Annotated in this window: 12 protein-coding genes; 5 read left to right on the forward strand and 7 right to left on the reverse strand. The window is 70.9% G+C overall.

The genetic code is table 11. The annotated features are described in order from the left end of the window. Positions 1 to 24: 24 nt before the first annotated feature. From AC1MLT_RS10590 to AC1MLT_RS10600, 3 genes are read right to left on the reverse strand one after another with little or no spacing between them, the layout of a single operon-like run. Positions 25 to 273, reverse strand: coding sequence for a GlsB/YeaQ/YmgE family stress response membrane protein (locus tag AC1MLT_RS10590; RefSeq protein WP_481032241.1), 249 nt, complete (start codon positions 271 to 273; stop codon positions 25 to 27). 56 nt (positions 274 to 329) lie between these two features. Beyond that, positions 330 to 2012, reverse strand: a complete 1683-nt coding sequence (locus AC1MLT_RS10595; RefSeq protein WP_481032242.1) for a response regulator — start codon at positions 2010 to 2012, stop codon at positions 330 to 332. Position 2013: 1 nt separating this feature from the next. After that, complete coding sequence (locus AC1MLT_RS10600) at positions 2014 to 3540, reverse strand: ATPase domain-containing protein (protein ID WP_481032243.1); 1527 nt, start codon at positions 3538 to 3540, stop codon at positions 2014 to 2016. Positions 3541 to 3669: 129 nt separating this feature from the next. Here AC1MLT_RS10600 and AC1MLT_RS10605 point away from each other — a divergent pair, with 129 nt between their 5' ends. After that, positions 3670 to 4299, forward strand: a complete 630-nt coding sequence (locus AC1MLT_RS10605; RefSeq protein ID WP_481032244.1) for a YbhB/YbcL family Raf kinase inhibitor-like protein — start codon at positions 3670 to 3672, stop codon at positions 4297 to 4299. A gap of 22 nt (positions 4300 to 4321) precedes the next feature. Here AC1MLT_RS10605 and AC1MLT_RS10610 read toward each other — a convergent pair whose 3' ends face one another. After that, a complete protein-coding gene (locus AC1MLT_RS10610; protein WP_481034973.1) occupies positions 4322 to 5155 on the reverse strand; it encodes a creatininase family protein in 834 nt (277 codons plus the stop codon). A gap of 136 nt (positions 5156 to 5291) precedes the next feature. Continuing rightward, positions 5292 to 6191 (reverse strand): LysR family transcriptional regulator, encoded by a 900-nt coding sequence (locus AC1MLT_RS10615; RefSeq protein WP_481032245.1) that lies wholly within the window; start codon positions 6189 to 6191, stop codon positions 5292 to 5294. Between the two features lie 89 nt (positions 6192 to 6280). Here AC1MLT_RS10615 and AC1MLT_RS10620 point away from each other — a divergent pair, with 89 nt between their 5' ends. Beyond that, positions 6281 to 7291: a zinc-binding alcohol dehydrogenase family protein gene (locus tag AC1MLT_RS10620; protein ID WP_481032246.1), complete on the forward strand. Its 1011-nt coding sequence runs from the start codon at positions 6281 to 6283 to the stop codon at positions 7289 to 7291. A gap of 28 nt (positions 7292 to 7319) precedes the next feature. Here AC1MLT_RS10620 and AC1MLT_RS10625 read toward each other — a convergent pair whose 3' ends face one another. Then, positions 7320 to 8651 carry a PQQ-dependent sugar dehydrogenase gene (locus AC1MLT_RS10625; RefSeq protein ID WP_481032247.1) on the reverse strand — a complete coding sequence of 444 codons (1332 nt, stop codon included), beginning with the start codon at positions 8649 to 8651 and terminating at the stop codon, positions 7320 to 7322. Positions 8652 to 8937: 286 nt separating this feature from the next. Here AC1MLT_RS10625 and AC1MLT_RS10630 point away from each other — a divergent pair, with 286 nt between their 5' ends. Both AC1MLT_RS10630 and AC1MLT_RS10635 read left to right on the forward strand, forming a co-directional pair. Next, positions 8938 to 11154 carry a protein-disulfide reductase DsbD family protein gene (locus tag AC1MLT_RS10630; protein ID WP_481034975.1) on the forward strand — a complete coding sequence of 739 codons (2217 nt, stop codon included), beginning with the start codon at positions 8938 to 8940 and terminating at the stop codon, positions 11152 to 11154. 110 nt (positions 11155 to 11264) lie between these two features. Next, a complete protein-coding gene (locus AC1MLT_RS10635; protein ID WP_481032248.1) occupies positions 11265 to 11957 on the forward strand; it encodes a redoxin domain-containing protein in 693 nt (230 codons plus the stop codon). A 36-nt stretch (positions 11958 to 11993) separates the two neighbouring features. Here the strand turns inward: AC1MLT_RS10635 and AC1MLT_RS10640 are convergent, their stop codons facing one another. Beyond that, the gene (locus tag AC1MLT_RS10640) at positions 11994 to 12689 is read right to left on the reverse strand and encodes a hypothetical protein (protein WP_481032249.1); all 696 of its coding nucleotides are present in this window, start codon (positions 12687 to 12689) and stop codon (positions 11994 to 11996) included. Between the two features lie 145 nt (positions 12690 to 12834). On the opposite strand from AC1MLT_RS10640, the gene hemE reads away from it, so the two are divergent. After that, positions 12835 to 13938 (forward strand): uroporphyrinogen decarboxylase, encoded by a 1104-nt coding sequence (gene hemE, locus AC1MLT_RS10645; protein WP_481032250.1) that lies wholly within the window; start codon positions 12835 to 12837, stop codon positions 13936 to 13938. Positions 13939 to 14267: the final 329 nt, after the last annotated feature.

A 14267-nucleotide genomic window follows, 5' to 3' on the forward strand; every position in this document is an offset into this window, starting at 1 on the left:
GCTGCGTCCGCAGTCCGTGGCGGATCAGCGACGGCCCTTGATCAGTCCCCACAGGACCAGCAGGACGATCGCGCCGACCACCGAGGCGATGAATCCCGCGCCCTGGGCCGCCGTGTACCAGCCCATCGCCTGGCCGACATAGGTCGCGCCGAGCGATCCCAGCACGCCGATCACGGTGGTGACGATGAAACCGGCGGCATCGTTGCCCGGCTTGATGGCACGCGCCACGAGGCCGACGACGAATCCGATCACGATGGTCCAGACGATGCCCATGATGAAGAAACTTCCTGAAAGAATGGTTGAGTGGGTGGGAGGAAACGGATTCCGGCTCACAGCGCCGTGGCGTTCTCGGGCAACGCCTTGATCACCGCGCTGGCCAGCGTGGAGATATCGAAAGGTTTGACGAGGATGGACTGGGTGCCCAGCACCCGGCCGACCTGGGCCATGTCGGCATAGCCGGTCGCCAGGATCACCGGGATGTCGCCCACCAGCTCGCGGGCCCGGGCGATCACTTCGGCGCCATTGAGGCCGGGCATGGCGTAGTCGACGATCAACAGGTCGTGCGTTCCGGCACTCAGGGCCTGCAGGCCGCTGGCGCCGTCGGCCGCCTCCGTGACGACGTAGCCGAGCATGGTCAGGCTCTCGACGATGGCGCGCCGCACCTCGGCGTCGTCCTCGATCACCAGCACCTTGCGGTGCCGGGCGTCGCCGAGACCGGGCTGCGGGCGATCGCAGTCCGCCACGGCGTCGCTGCGCTCGTTCGAGACCGGGAACAGCATGTCGACGGCCGTGCCGACCGACTCCTGGCTGCGCAGCGCCGTCATGCCACCCGACTGGTGCACGAAACCGTACACCTGGCTCAGACCCAGCCCGGTGCCACTGCCCACCGGCTTGGTGGTGAAGAACGGATCGAACACCTTGTTGAGCAGGTGCGGCGCGATGCCCATGCCGGTGTCCGCCACCGACACCACCACGTGCTCGACGGCCGACTGCGCGCCATCGCCGGTGATCTCGCGCAACTGCGTCGACACGGTGAGCGTGCCGCCCGCCGCCATGGCGTCGCGCGCGTTGACCGCGAGATTGAGCACCGCCATCTCCAGCTGGTTGGCATCGAGCACGGCCCAGGCCGGCTCCTCGCACAGCCGCAGGTCGACCCGGATCGCCGGTCCGACGGACACCACCACCAGTTCGCGCATGCCCTCCAGCAGCGCGTTGACGTCGGTCAGGCGCGGCAGCAGCGACTGGTTGCGGGCGAACGACAGCAACTGGCCGGTGAGCTTGGCGCCCCGCCCGACCGCACTCTTGGCGCGCGCCGCGATGCCCAGTACCTTCTCGTCGCGCGCGACGCGCGCCACCAGGTCGAGGTTCATGTTGACGACGTGCAGCAGGTTGTTGAAGTCGTGCGCGATGCCGCCGGTGAGGCGACCGATGGCTTCCATCTTCTGCACCTGGATCAACGCCGCCTGGGCTCGCTCGCGCTCGGCGATCTCGGCCATGAGGCGGTCGTTGGCGCTGGCGAGTTCACGCGTTCGGGCGGCGATGCGTTCCTCGAGCTGGGCGTTGAGCCGCTCGACCTCGGCCCGGGTGTCCTCCAGCTGGTGCAGGTTCAGCCGGGTCGCGTACTGCCGCGAACGCGCGCGCACGGCCGCGTCGACGGCGCGCGCCAGCGTCTCGGTGTGCACCGGCCGCTCCAGCACGAAGGCGTTGCCCAATGTCTGCAGCAGCCGCAAGGCCTGGCGCGAGCGCGTTCCGGCTTCGCGCGAGGCCAGCACGATGAAGGGGAAATCCGACCAGCTGGGCTGCCCGGTGAGCCAGGCGCGCAGTGGCGCCTCGGGCAGCTTCAACAACGATTCCTCGGTCAGGATGGCGGCCGCGGCGCCTTGGTCGAGCTGGATGATCAGCACTTCGGCCGAAGTGCAGATCACCGCCACCAGATTGAGACCCTGGAGCAGTCGCTGGATGACGTCGGCATCGCGGCCGCGCGGTGCGTGGATGAGGACCCGACGTTCCACCTCAGGCTCCGATGCCGGGCGATGCCGGCTCGCCCAGCATCGCGATGTCGCCCCGGTACGACGGCACGCCGCTGAGGACGCCCTCGAAATCGGTCAGTGCCTGGCCGACCTCGATGCCCTGGTCGCACAGGCGGAACTCGCGGATGGTCAGTTCGTGGCGGGTGATACGGCTCTTGACCACCGACACGGCCTTGAGCAGCCGACCGCGAGCCTCGAAGAAACGGAACAGCAGGATGCCATCCGACAGGTAGCTGAGGTCGATGTCGCTGCGCACGTCGCCGACGATGCCATGCTGGCCCAGCACCAGCACCGTGATCACGCCCTGCTGGTTGAGGAAGGTCAGGAGCTCGTGCATCTGCAGCAGCAGGAACTTGGTCCCGGGCATGGCCTGCAGGTAGGCATTGAGGCTGTCGATCACGACGGTGCCGGAACCGCGCTGCTGCACCGCGTCGCGCACCATGTTGGAGAACTGCCCGGCCGACATCTCGGCCGGATCCAGCAGCAGCACTTCGAGCTGGCCGTTGGCGATGTAGTCCTCGAGCGGCAGGCCGAGCGCCGCGCAGCGATGCATCAGCGTGCCCAGACCCTCGTCGAACAGATAGTAGGAGGCCTTCTCGCCCCGGCGCAGGGCCGCCATCACGACCGACATCGCGGTCGTGGTCTTGCCCACGCCCGAGGGGCCGACGAACAGCATGTTGCTGCCGCGCGCGAGACCGCCGCCGAGCAGCTGGTCCATCGCCGTCGTGCCGCTCGAGGCCATCGAGGAGACGAAACCGGTGCGATGCTCCGAGGCCACCAGCCGCGGAAAGACCTGGATGCCGCCGGTGTCGAGCACGACGTCGTGTTCGCCGCCCCGGTAGCGCACGCCGCGCATCTTCACGATGCGCAGGTGCCGCCGGCCGGGACCGTATTCACCCGTCACCTGGTCGAGTCCCAGCACGCCATGGGCGATGCTATGCAGCTGCAGGTCGCCGCCCTGGGTGCTCTTGTCGTCGAGCAGCAGGACGGTGCAGGCGCGCGAAGCGAAGAAATGCTTCAGCGCCAGGATCTGCCGGCGATAGCGCAGCGGGTCCTGGGCCAGCAGGCGCATCTCGGACAGACTGTCGAAGACCAGCCGCGTGGGCGACAGCTGCTCGACCACCGTCATGATGCCGCGCACGGTCTCGCCGAGTTCGACTTCCGACGGGTAGAGGATCGACTGTTCGGCCGAGGCGCTCAGGCCCTCCTCGTTCACCAGTTCGAACAGGTCGATGCCCTCGAGCGACCAGCCATGCGAGGCGGCGACGATGCGCAGTTCGTTCGAGGTCTCCGACAGCGTCACATAGAGGCTGCGCTCGCCCTCGGCGCGACCCTGGAGCAGGAACTGCAGGCCCAGCGTGGTCTTGCCGGCACCGGGCGTGCCTTCCACCAGATAGAGATGGCCACAGGGCAGACCGCCGCCCAGGACGTTGTCGAGGCCATCGATGCCGGTGGCCGCCCGGCGCTGAGGAGGAGAAGGGTTGGGAGGAACGGGGGCGGCGGTGGGCATCGGAACGGGCACTTTCGAGATGAGGAGACGGAATGCTCCCGCAGGCCCGCATTCTGCCGACGCGTCCGGCGGAAGGCTGTCGTGTCGATTCCTACATACGGCAGGACAAAGGCGCGATATACCTCGGAAATGCTTGAAAAACTTCCCGACGCCATCGGCCATGCCCTGCACAACGTTCGCGCCGGTCTCGACGCGATCGTCTTCAACACCCTCGGTCTGCGCCAGGGGATGGCGTCGATCGCCGTCAGCAGTCTCGCCTTCGGCGACCATGCCCCGCTGCCGGCGCGCTATACCGCCGACGGCATCGGCGTCTCGCCGCCGCTGCAGTGGAGCGGCCTGCCCGTGGGCACGGTCTCGGTCGTACTGCTGGTCGAGGATGCCGATTCACCGACGCCCAGCCCGCTGGTGCACGCCATCGTGGTGGGCCTGCCGACCACCGACCACGCGCTGGCCGAGGGCGCGCTGCCCAGTCCGGAGCGCGAGGAGACCGAGTTGCGCGTCGGTCGCAATTCGTACCTGCAGGCGGCCTGGCTGCCACCCGACCCGCCGCCGGGACATGGCATCCACCGCTATGCCTTCCAGGTCTACGCGCTCGACGTCGCGCCGCCGTTCTCCGACACCCCGGGACGCGACGAGGTGGTCGAGGCCCTGCAGGCCCATGCGATCGCCAGCGGCCTGCTGATCGGCACCTGCGAGCGTCCCGACGGTTCGATCAAGATCGAGGACGAGGCTCCCGCCGGCCCGCTCGCCGCGGCCTGAGCCCATCCCGGTCACGGCGGCCTCAGCCGGTCCGGCCGGATGGTCCGGGTCGGGAGCGCGGCGTGCCGATCATGTCGAGCGGCAGGCGCGACACCTCGGCCAGCAGCAGGACCAGCTGCGTCGCCGCCGCCTCGACCAGCGCCCGCCCCCGTCGGGCATCGGCCGCCGCCGCATTGCCGGCCGCGCCATCGACGTTGTAGTCCTCCATGGCCCAGCCCAGCTTGGCGCTGCGGCCATCGCCCAGCAGCGGATAGTGGGTGGAGCGGTCGCGCGATGCCGAGGAGAAATCCCGCGCCAGCGCCAGGTCGACCAGCGTGGGCGCCAGCGCCAGCATCATCGAGGTCTCGATCTCCCCGGCATGGACGCCGAAGCGATGCTCGTCGGCGCTGAAGCCGGCGCCGGCCTCGCCCAGCGGCAGATTGAACCAGCTGACGCCATAGACGATGAGGCCATGCACGGCGCGCAGTTCGCGCGCCACGATGTCCATCGCGCCGACATGGCCGCCATGGGCATTGAAAAGCACCAGCTTGCGCACCCCGGCGCGCGCCACGCCGGCGCCGATGTCCTTCCAGAGCCGGATCAGGGTCTCGGAGGACAGGCTGAGGGTGCCGGGAAAGTTGGCGTGCTCCGGACTCAGGCCGATCACCTGCGTCGGCAGGAACAGGGCCGGCAGGGCCACCGGCAGCAGCGGCAGCGCCGCAGCGACGATGCCGTCGACCAGCATCGAATCCACTCCCAGGGGCAGATGCGGCCCATGCTGCTCGGTGGCGCCCAGCGGCAGCACGGCGACCGTGGTGGCGGGATCGAGCGTGGCGAAATCGGGACTCGACAGCTGCGACCAGAAGCGGCGCGGCATGGCGGCGGCGGAAGCGGTGGTCGGAAGCGAGGCGGAAGCGGAAGCGGCGGTCATGTCCGCGATGGTAGGTTTTCGGGACGCGACGCATGCCGGCCGGGCGCTGAAATCCATCCGCGGCGCATCCTGGCGGCCCGGCTCATGCCTCGGCCTCGAACCGCTCGGCCAGGAAATCGACCAGCGCGCGCACCCGGGCCGGCACGAAGCGCCCGCTCGGCAGCAGCGCGTGCAGCGGATAGGGCTCGGTGTCCCAGTCGGTCAGCAGGCGCACCAGCGCACCGGCCGCCTCGTCCCGGCGCACGTCGAGTTCCGACTTGAAGGTGATGCCGCGACCGTCGAGCGCCCACTGGCGCGCCAGCGACGCATCGTCGACCACGCGATCGCCATCGACCCGCACCTCCGTCCACTGACCCTGGCGCGCGAAGCGCCAGACCCGCTGGCGCCGGCCGCCGCGATGGAAGGTCAGGCAGTTGTGCTGCTGCAGGTCCTGCGGCACGCGTGGCGTCCCGTGCCGCGCCAGGTAGGCGGGCGAGGCCCACAGCCGGGGCCGGTTCAGCGCCAGCGGCCGCGCCACCAGGCCGGAATCGGCCAGGGCGCCATAGCGCAGCGCCACGTCGACCTCGTCGCGCAGCACGTCGAGCGGCCGGTCGCCCACCGACAGCGCGAGCTGCACGCCGGGATGGGCATCGAGGAAGTCGTCGAACCATGGCAGCAGGGTGCCGCGCGTCAGGTCGGAGGGCGAGGCGACGCGCACCGTGCCGACCAGCGCCCCGCCCTCGGCGGCGACCTGCGACTCGCCCTCGGCCAGCAGGTCGAGCGCGCGGGTCGCGTAGTCGAGCAGGGTCTGGCCCTGCGGCGTCAGGCGCATGGCGCGCGTGGAACGCTCGAACAGCCGCGCGCCGAGCCGCGTCTCCAGCCGCTTGAGGGCCGCGCTGGCCGCCGCCGGCGTGAGACCGAGCGCGCGCCCCGCCGCGCTCAGGGTGCCGCCCCGGGCGGTGAGCACGAGCACCCGCAGGTCCACGAGATTGTCAATTTTCATTTGAAGGTGATGGGTATCCGGGCCAGCTTATCAAGCCGCGCCCGAACCTCTAGAGTCATGGCATCCCCATTCCGATCCGAGGACCCGCCATGAAAGCCATCGGCTACCACACCCCCCTGTCCATCGACCATCCCGACGCCCTGCAGGATCTCGAGCTGCCCGATCCCGTGGCCGGCCCGCGCGACCTGCTGGTGCGGGTGGCCGCCGTCTCGGTCAATCCGGTCGACACCAAGGTGCGCCGCAATGCCGCGCCCGAGGCCGGCCAGGCCAAGGTGCTGGGCTGGGACGCAGTCGGTCGCGTCGAGGCGGTCGGCTCCCAGGTCACCGGCTTCCAGGTCGGCGACCGCATCTACTACGCCGGCTCGATCATCCGCCCCGGCGCCAATTCGGAGCTGCATCTGGTCGACGAGCGGATCGCGGCGCGCGCTCCGGCCAGTCTCGACGACGCGCAGGCCGCGGCCCTGCCGCTGACCAGCATCACCGCCTGGGAACTGCTGTTCGACCGCCTCGGCGTGCCGCAGGGCGGCGGCGCCGGACAGACCCTGCTGATCACCGGCGGCGCGGGTGGCGTGGGCTCGATCCTGATCCAGCTGGCCCGCCAACTGACCCAGCTGCGCGTGGTCGCCACCGCATCGCGCCCCGAGACGCGCCAGTGGTGCCTCGACCTGGGCGCGCATGCCGTCATCGATCACTCCAGGCCGCTGGCCGCCGAGCTGAAGGCCGCAGGCATCGGCGAGGTCGACATGGTCGCCAGCCTGACCCAGACCTCGCAGCACTACGCGCAGATCATCGAGAGCCTGAAGCCGCAGGGCAAGATCGGCGTGATCGACGACATGCCCTCGCTCGACGTCATGCCGCTCAAGGGCAAGAGCCTGTCGCTGCACTGGGAACTGATGTTCGTGCGCTCGCGCTTCGAGACGCCCGACATGGCCGAGCAGGGCAGGCTGCTGGCCGAGGTCGCCGCGCTGGTGGACGCCGGCCGCGTGCGCACCACCTTCGGCGAGCATTTCGGCACCATCGATGCCGCCAACCTGCGGCGCGCCCATGCCTTCATGGAGAGCGGGCAGGCGCGCGGCAAGGTCGTGCTGGAGGGCTTCTAGGACCCGTCGCCCTGCTGCGTCCGAAGCCTCACTGCTTCGACACGCGCCAGACCGCGTTGCCGACGTCGTCGGCCACCAGCAGGGCGCCGGACTTGTCCAGCGTCACGCCCACCGGCCGGCCCTGGGCCTTGCCATCGGCGCTCAGGAAGCCCGTGAGCACCTCGACCGGCTTGCCCGCCGGCTTGCCGCCGATGAAGGGCACGAACACCACGTTGTAGCCGGCCATCGGCTTGCGGTTCCAGGAACCATGCTGGCCGACGAAGGCGCCATTGGCGAATTCCGGCGGCATGCCGCGCGGGCTGGAGAAGGTCAGGCCGAGCGCGGCGACGTGCGTGCCCAGGGCGTAGTCGGGCGCGATGGCCTTGGCCACCATGTCAGGGCGCTGCGGCTGCACCCGGGCGTCGACCGTACCGCCGTAGTAGCTCCACGGCCAGCCGTAGAAGCCGCCATCCTTGACCGAGGTCAGGTAGTCGGGCACCAGATCGCTGCCGATCTCGTCGCGTTCGTTGGCCACGGTCCACAGCACGTTGGTGTCGGGCTCCCAGGCCATGCCGTTGGGATTGCGCAGGCCGCTGGCGAACAGGCGCTTCTGGCCGCTTTTCGTGTCGACCTCCCAGATCGCGGCGCGGCCTTCCTCGGCCTGCATGCCGTTCTCGCCGATGTTGCTGTTGGAGCCGACCGTCACATACAGCTTGCTGCCATCGCGGCTGGCGATGACGTTCTTGGTCCAGTGGTGGTTGATGCCCGCGGGCAGGTCGGTCACCCTGACGGGCGCGGCGGTGGCGCTGGTCTGGCCCTCGACATAGGGCACCTTCACCAGCGCGTCGGCGTTGGCGATGAACAGCTCGTTGCCCACCAGCACCACGCCGAAGGGTGAATTCAGGCCCTGGATGAACACGTTGCGCGTCTCGGCCACGCCATCGTTGTTGGCATCGCGCAGCAGGGTGATGCGATTGGCGCTGGGCACCTCGGCGCCGGCGCGCTTCATGACCATGCCCTGGACCACGCCCTTGGCCTTCTGGAACAGGCTCTTCTCGGCCTGCGGCGCGCCCGGTTCCTTGGGTGGCTTGTTGCTCTCGACGACCAGCACGTCGCCGTTGGGCAGCGTGTAGACCCAACGCGGATGGTCAAGCCCGCGGGCCAGCGCCACCACCTTGAAGCCGGCGGCCGCGGTCGGGCCAGCGGTGTCGTTCCAGCCACTGGCCTCGGCGATCTTCAGGGTCGGGATCAATGTCTTGTTGGGCGCGGGCAGCTGGGGATTGGGACCGACGCCGGCTTCGAACGGCAGCTTGGCGGTCTCGCCGCAGGCGACCATCATCAGGGCGGCGAGCGGGATCAGGCAGAGGCGGGGCAGATTCATGGCGGATTTCCTTTCGGGCGGGACGCGGCGAGGGCGCATCCGAATGCCCTCGAGCATCGGCAGACCAGTGAGCGCGCGCTGTCGGTTTCCGACGCTTTGTGTCGTGGGCGATCCGGGCGCGGAAGGCGCCGCTACCATGGGCGCCGCGGTCCGGCCTTCATGTTCAGGACTCCCGGAACCATCCGACCGCCCCACCGCTCCGAGTGCCGGCATGCCAAGCTACCGTTCGTTCCCCTCCTTCGTCCCCCGCGCCCGCGTCGGCGTCGGTCTCGCATCCGTGCTGGCGATGCTGGCCCTGCTGCTCCTCGGCGGCGCGGCGCCGCCCGCCGCAGCCCAGTTCACCCCGACCCCGGGCGCCACCACGGTGTCCTCGGTGGTCACGACGCCGCACGTGCGGGCCGAACTGGTGGCCCAGGCGCCGGATGGCATCGCCCCCGGCGCGCCGGTGCGGCTCGGGCTGCGTCTCGTCCACCAGCCGGAATGGCACACCTACTGGAAGAACGCCGGCGATTCCGGCCTGCCCACCGAGCTGGTCTGGAACCTGCCCGCCGGCCTGGTCGCCGGCGACATCGCCTGGCCGGTGCCCAAGAAGATCCCGATCGGCACGCTGGCCAACTATGGCTACGACGGCACGGTGCTGCTGCCGGTGCCGCTGACCGTGGCGGCGGATTTCACGCCGCCCGCCGCGTTGACCGGGAGCGCGTCGGTCGACGTCCGCCTGCGGGCCTCGTGGCTGGTGTGCCGCCAGGAGTGCATTCCCGAGGAAGGCGAGTTCGCGCTGCGGCTGCCGGTGCGGGGCTCGACGGCGATGGATGCGCCGGCCTTCGACGCCGCCCGCGCCGCGCAACCCGTGGCGCTGGCCGCGCCGGGCCGGATCGCGATCGAGGGCGGGCTGCTGCGCATCCGGCTCGACGGCCTGCCGCCCGAGGCCCGCGGCAGGTCGCTCGAGGTCTTCGCCGAGACCGCCGACGTGATCCGCACGGCCGCCACCCCGGAGCAGTCGTGGGAGGGTGATCGCTGGAGCGCGAGCGTGCCGCTGGCCGACCACCGCAGCGCCAGCCCGGGCGAGATGCCGATCGTGGTGGCGCTGGCCGAGGCCGACCGCCGCGCCGGCGCCCCCGTCGCCTGGCGCGCGGTGGCGCCGGTCGAGGGCGCCTGGCCCGCCACGCCGGCGCCGGCCACGGTGCCACCGGCGCTGCAGGCCGCGCTCGCGGCCAATGCGGCCGATGCCGCCAACGCCGCCACGCCACCGGCGCCGGTGACGCCCGCCGCGCCCGCCGGCTTCATCGCCGCGCTGCTGGGCGCCCTGCTCGGCGGCCTGCTGCTCAACCTGATGCCCTGCGTGTTCCCGGTGCTGGCGATCAAGGTGCTGGGCTTCGCGCGCCATGGCGGCGATCGCGTCAGCCACCGCCGCGCCGGACTGGCCTACACGGCGGGCGTGCTGCTCTCGTTCCTGGCGCTGGGCGCGGCCATGCTGGCCCTGCGCGCGGCCGGCTCGCAACTCGGCTGGGGTTTCCAATTGCAGTCGCCGGCGGTCGTGGCGGCGCTGGCGGCGCTCTTCACGTTGATCGGACTGAATCTCGCGGGAATGTTCGAGGTCCGACTGCCCGGCGTCGCCTCGCTCGGCGGCATGCAGGCGCGGCATCCGCGCGTCAACGACTTCCTCTCGGGCGTGCTGGCGGTCGTCGTCGCCTCGCCCTGCACCGCGCCGTTCATGGGCGCCTCGCTGGGGCTGGCGATCGGCCTGCCGCCGGCGCAGGCGCTGGCGCTGTTCGCGGCGCTGGGTCTCGGACTCGCGCTGCCCTACCTGGCGGCCAGCCTGGTGCCGGCCGTGGCGCGCCGGCTGCCGCGGCCGGGTCCCTGGATGGACACCCTGCGCCGGTTGCTGGCGTTCCCGATGTTCGCCACCGTCGCCTGGCTGGTCTGGGTGCTGGGCCAGCAGAGCGGCATCGACGGCGCCGGCTCGCTGCTGGCCCTGCTGGTGTGCCTGGCCGCCGTGGCCTGGGCCTTCACGCTGCGCGGACGGGCGCGCCTGGGCGTGAGCGGGGCGCTGCTGGCGGTGACGGCGCTGGTCGTGGCGACCCTCGGCGGCAACGTGGTGCAGCCGGTCGCACCGGCATCGTCGGCCGTGGCGGCCGCGCCCGGCACCGGCGGAGCGCCCGGCGAGCGCTGGGAAGCCTGGTCGAGCCGGCGCGTGGCCGACCTGCATGCCCAGGGCCGTCCGGTGTTCGTCGACTTCACGGCCGCCTGGTGCGTCACCTGCCAGTACAACAAGAAGACGACGCTCGCCGATCCGGCGCTGCTGGCCGACTTCGAGGCCCGCCGGGTCGCCCTGCTGCGCGCCGACTGGACGCGCCAGGACCCGGCCATCACCGCCGCCCTGGCCGCGCTGGGCCGCAGCGGCGTGCCGGTCTACGTGCTGCAGGCGCCGGGCCGGGCGCCGGTGGTGCTGACCGAGATCCTGAGCCGGGACGAGGTCCGCGCGGCGCTGTCGGGCCTGTGACCCCGACCCAAGCCCCTGCCCATCGCGCGGCTTGTCGAGCGAGGTCGAGCAAAGCGTTCTAAGCTCTGGCGGCCATTCGATTTTCCTGGTCTCTCCGGAGTCTTCAGATCATGCCTTCCCTGTCCTCGTCCGCCGCGCGCTCGGCGGAGATCGCCCGCAATGCCCAGGCCGCGCTCAGCCGCGCCTCGCGCCGCGCCGTCATGGCCGCCGCCGTCGCCCTGGGCGCGACGCTGCTGAGCGCGACGCCCGCGCTGGCGGTGCCGGCGGTGGGCGAGAAAGCGCCCGATTTCGTCGCCGTCGACACGCGCGGCACCGAGCGAAAGCTCTCGGATTTCGCCGGCAAGTACGTGGTCCTCGAATGGACCAATCCTGGCTGCCCTTTCGTGCGCAAGCACTACGACAGCGGCAACATGCCCGCCACGCAGAAGGCCGCCATCGCCCGGGGCGCCGTCTGGCTGGCGATCAACTCGACCGAGCGCGCCGCCAGCGACCACCTGCTGCCCGCCGCCCTGGACGAATGGATGCGCCAGCGCGCCGCCGCGCCGACCGCCGTGCTGCTCGACGAGGACGGCACCATCGGCCAGGCCTACGGGGCGCGCACCACGCCGCATCTCTTCATCATCGATCCCAAGGGCGTGCTGGTGTACGTGGGCGGCATCGACAGCGTGCCATCGGCGCGCGCCAGCGACATCAAGACCGCGACCAACTACGTCAACCAGGCCCTGGCCGAGGCCTATGGCGGCCAGCCGGTCACGGCGGCGGTGACCAAGCCCTACGGCTGCAGCATCAAGTACAAGAGCTGAAGCCAGGGCCGAAGCCGGATCGGCCGGCGACGGGCCTCAGGGCGGCCGGCAGCGTCCCCGGAGCGCGGCGAGTCCCAGCATGGGCAGGTTCAGCAGGCCCATGTCGTTGCCCTTGAATTCGCCGCGCAGACAGTCGCCCCGGGCCGCCGCCGCCACGCCCGTTTCCAGGCGGGTGTCCACCGAGGGTGGTGGCTTCGTGCCCAGGCGGGGATCGTCCTGCCAGGCGCGCTCCCCGGTCGCCAGCTCGCGCAGGGTCTCGTTGCGCAGGGTGCGCCGCAGCGGGGCGACGGGCGCCGCCGGAGGTGCCTCGTCGGCCGGGGCCGCCGCCGCTGGCGCGTTGGCATCGCGCGGTGCGAGGGTAGCCGCGACCGTCGGTGCCCGGGGTTCCCGGGGTTCCCGGGGTTCCCGGGGTGCCCGGGGTGCCGCCGGCGCGCGGGCGGTGGCCTGGACCGGCGGGCGCTCCGCGGGCCTGGGGGGCCCCGGAGACCTCGGAATCGATGGCGGCGCGATGGGGGCCCGGAGGGCGGGCGCCGGCTCCACCTGCACCATCACCACGCCTGGGCGCGACGGCTCGGGCCTGAGGCGCGGTCCGATGGCGAGGCCCAGCAGCCACAACGCCGCGCCATGCAGCGCCAGCACGCCGACGACCGTACCGATGCGGCGCCGGGATCGACCCGCCGCCAGGGCGCGCGCACCGTCCGGCGCCGGCCCGCGCGAAATGTTCTTCGACAATATGGGACTCCCTGATCCGGCGTTGCATGCGCGTATCGCGTCTTGTGCCGCCACCACATCGCGCCCCACGAGCGGTTCGCCGATGTCGCCGGGATTATGGAAGCGTCCTCCGACGGCCCCGTGGAGGCCGAGCGACAATCCGACGATGCCCTTCGCTCCCCTGCAAAACGACACCTTCCTGCGCGCCTGCTGGCGCCAGGCCACCGACCACACGCCGGTCTGGCTGATGCGCCAGGCCGGTCGCTACCTGCCGGAATATGTCGCCACGCGCGCCCGCGCCGGCAGCTTCATGGGCCTGGCCACCAACGTCGACTACGCCACCGAGGTCACGCTGCAGCCGCTGGAGCGCTTCCCGCTCGACGCCTCGATCCTCTTCTCGGACATCCTGACCGTGCCCGACGCCATGGGCCTGGGCCTGTCGTTCGAGGCCGGCGAGGGCCCGCGCTTCGCCCGGCCGCTGCGCGACGAGGCGGCGGTCATGGCGCTGGAGGTGCCCGACATGGAACGGCTGCGCTATGTCTTCGACGCCGTGGCCTCGATCCGGCGCGCGCTGGCCGGCCGGGTGCCGCTGATCGGCTTCTCGGGCAGCCCCTGGACCCTGGCCTGCTACATGGTCGAGGGCGCGGGCTCCAGCGACTATCGCAAGGTCAAGACGATGCTCTACGGCCGCCCGGACCTCATGCATCGCATCCTGGCGATCAACGCCGATGCGGTGGCCGACTACCTCAATGCCCAGATCGACGCCGGCGCCCAGGCGGTGATGGTGTTCGACAGCTGGGGCGGCGTGCTGGCCGATGGCGCGTTCCAGGAATTCAGCCTCGCCTACACCGCGCGCGTGCTGGCGCGCCTGAAGCGCACGGGCGCCGATGGCACGCCGGTGCCGCGCATCGTCTTCACCAAGGGCGGTGGCCTGTGGCTGGAGGCGATGCGCGAACTCGACTGCGAGGTGCTGGGCCTCGACTGGACCGTCAACCTCGGCGCCGCACGAGCCCGGGTGGGCGAAGGCATCGGCGCCAAGGCGCTGCAGGGCAACATCGATCCCAACGTGCTGTTCGCGCCGCCCGAGCGCATCGAGACCGAGGTGGGCAAGGTGCTGCGGAGCTTCGGACGCCCCCACACCGACCATGCCACCACCGGGCCGACGCACATCTTCAATCTCGGCCACGGCATCAGCCAGTTCACGCCACCCGAGCACGTCGCGACGCTGGTCGAGGCGGTCCATCGGCAATCGCGCGCCCTTCGCGCGTGAGCCCGGGCGGCGGCGGCGACGCCTGCACCAGTCGGGCGCGCCTTGCCCGCCCAAGGTGGGAAAGCCCCCCGTTTTCGGTTTGTCAAGCTTGAAATCATCTCGCGCATCTGACTTATGCACAAAAGATGTGGTACGGCTTTTGGGCATCACCCCTGCTCCAGGCTCCCCGCTCCTAAAGGTATAGCAACGCTAAGTCGTTGATTCATATGGCTTTCGGTTTTTTGAGGCTTTTCCGACGATGGCCTCCAAGCCCTTGATTCATGAGGCTTTTCGGGGTCCGCGAAGCACCTATCAACAAAGTTATCCACAGATGCCCTGGACAACCTGCA

The organism is Variovorax sp. PEI5, from assembly GCF_056679935.1.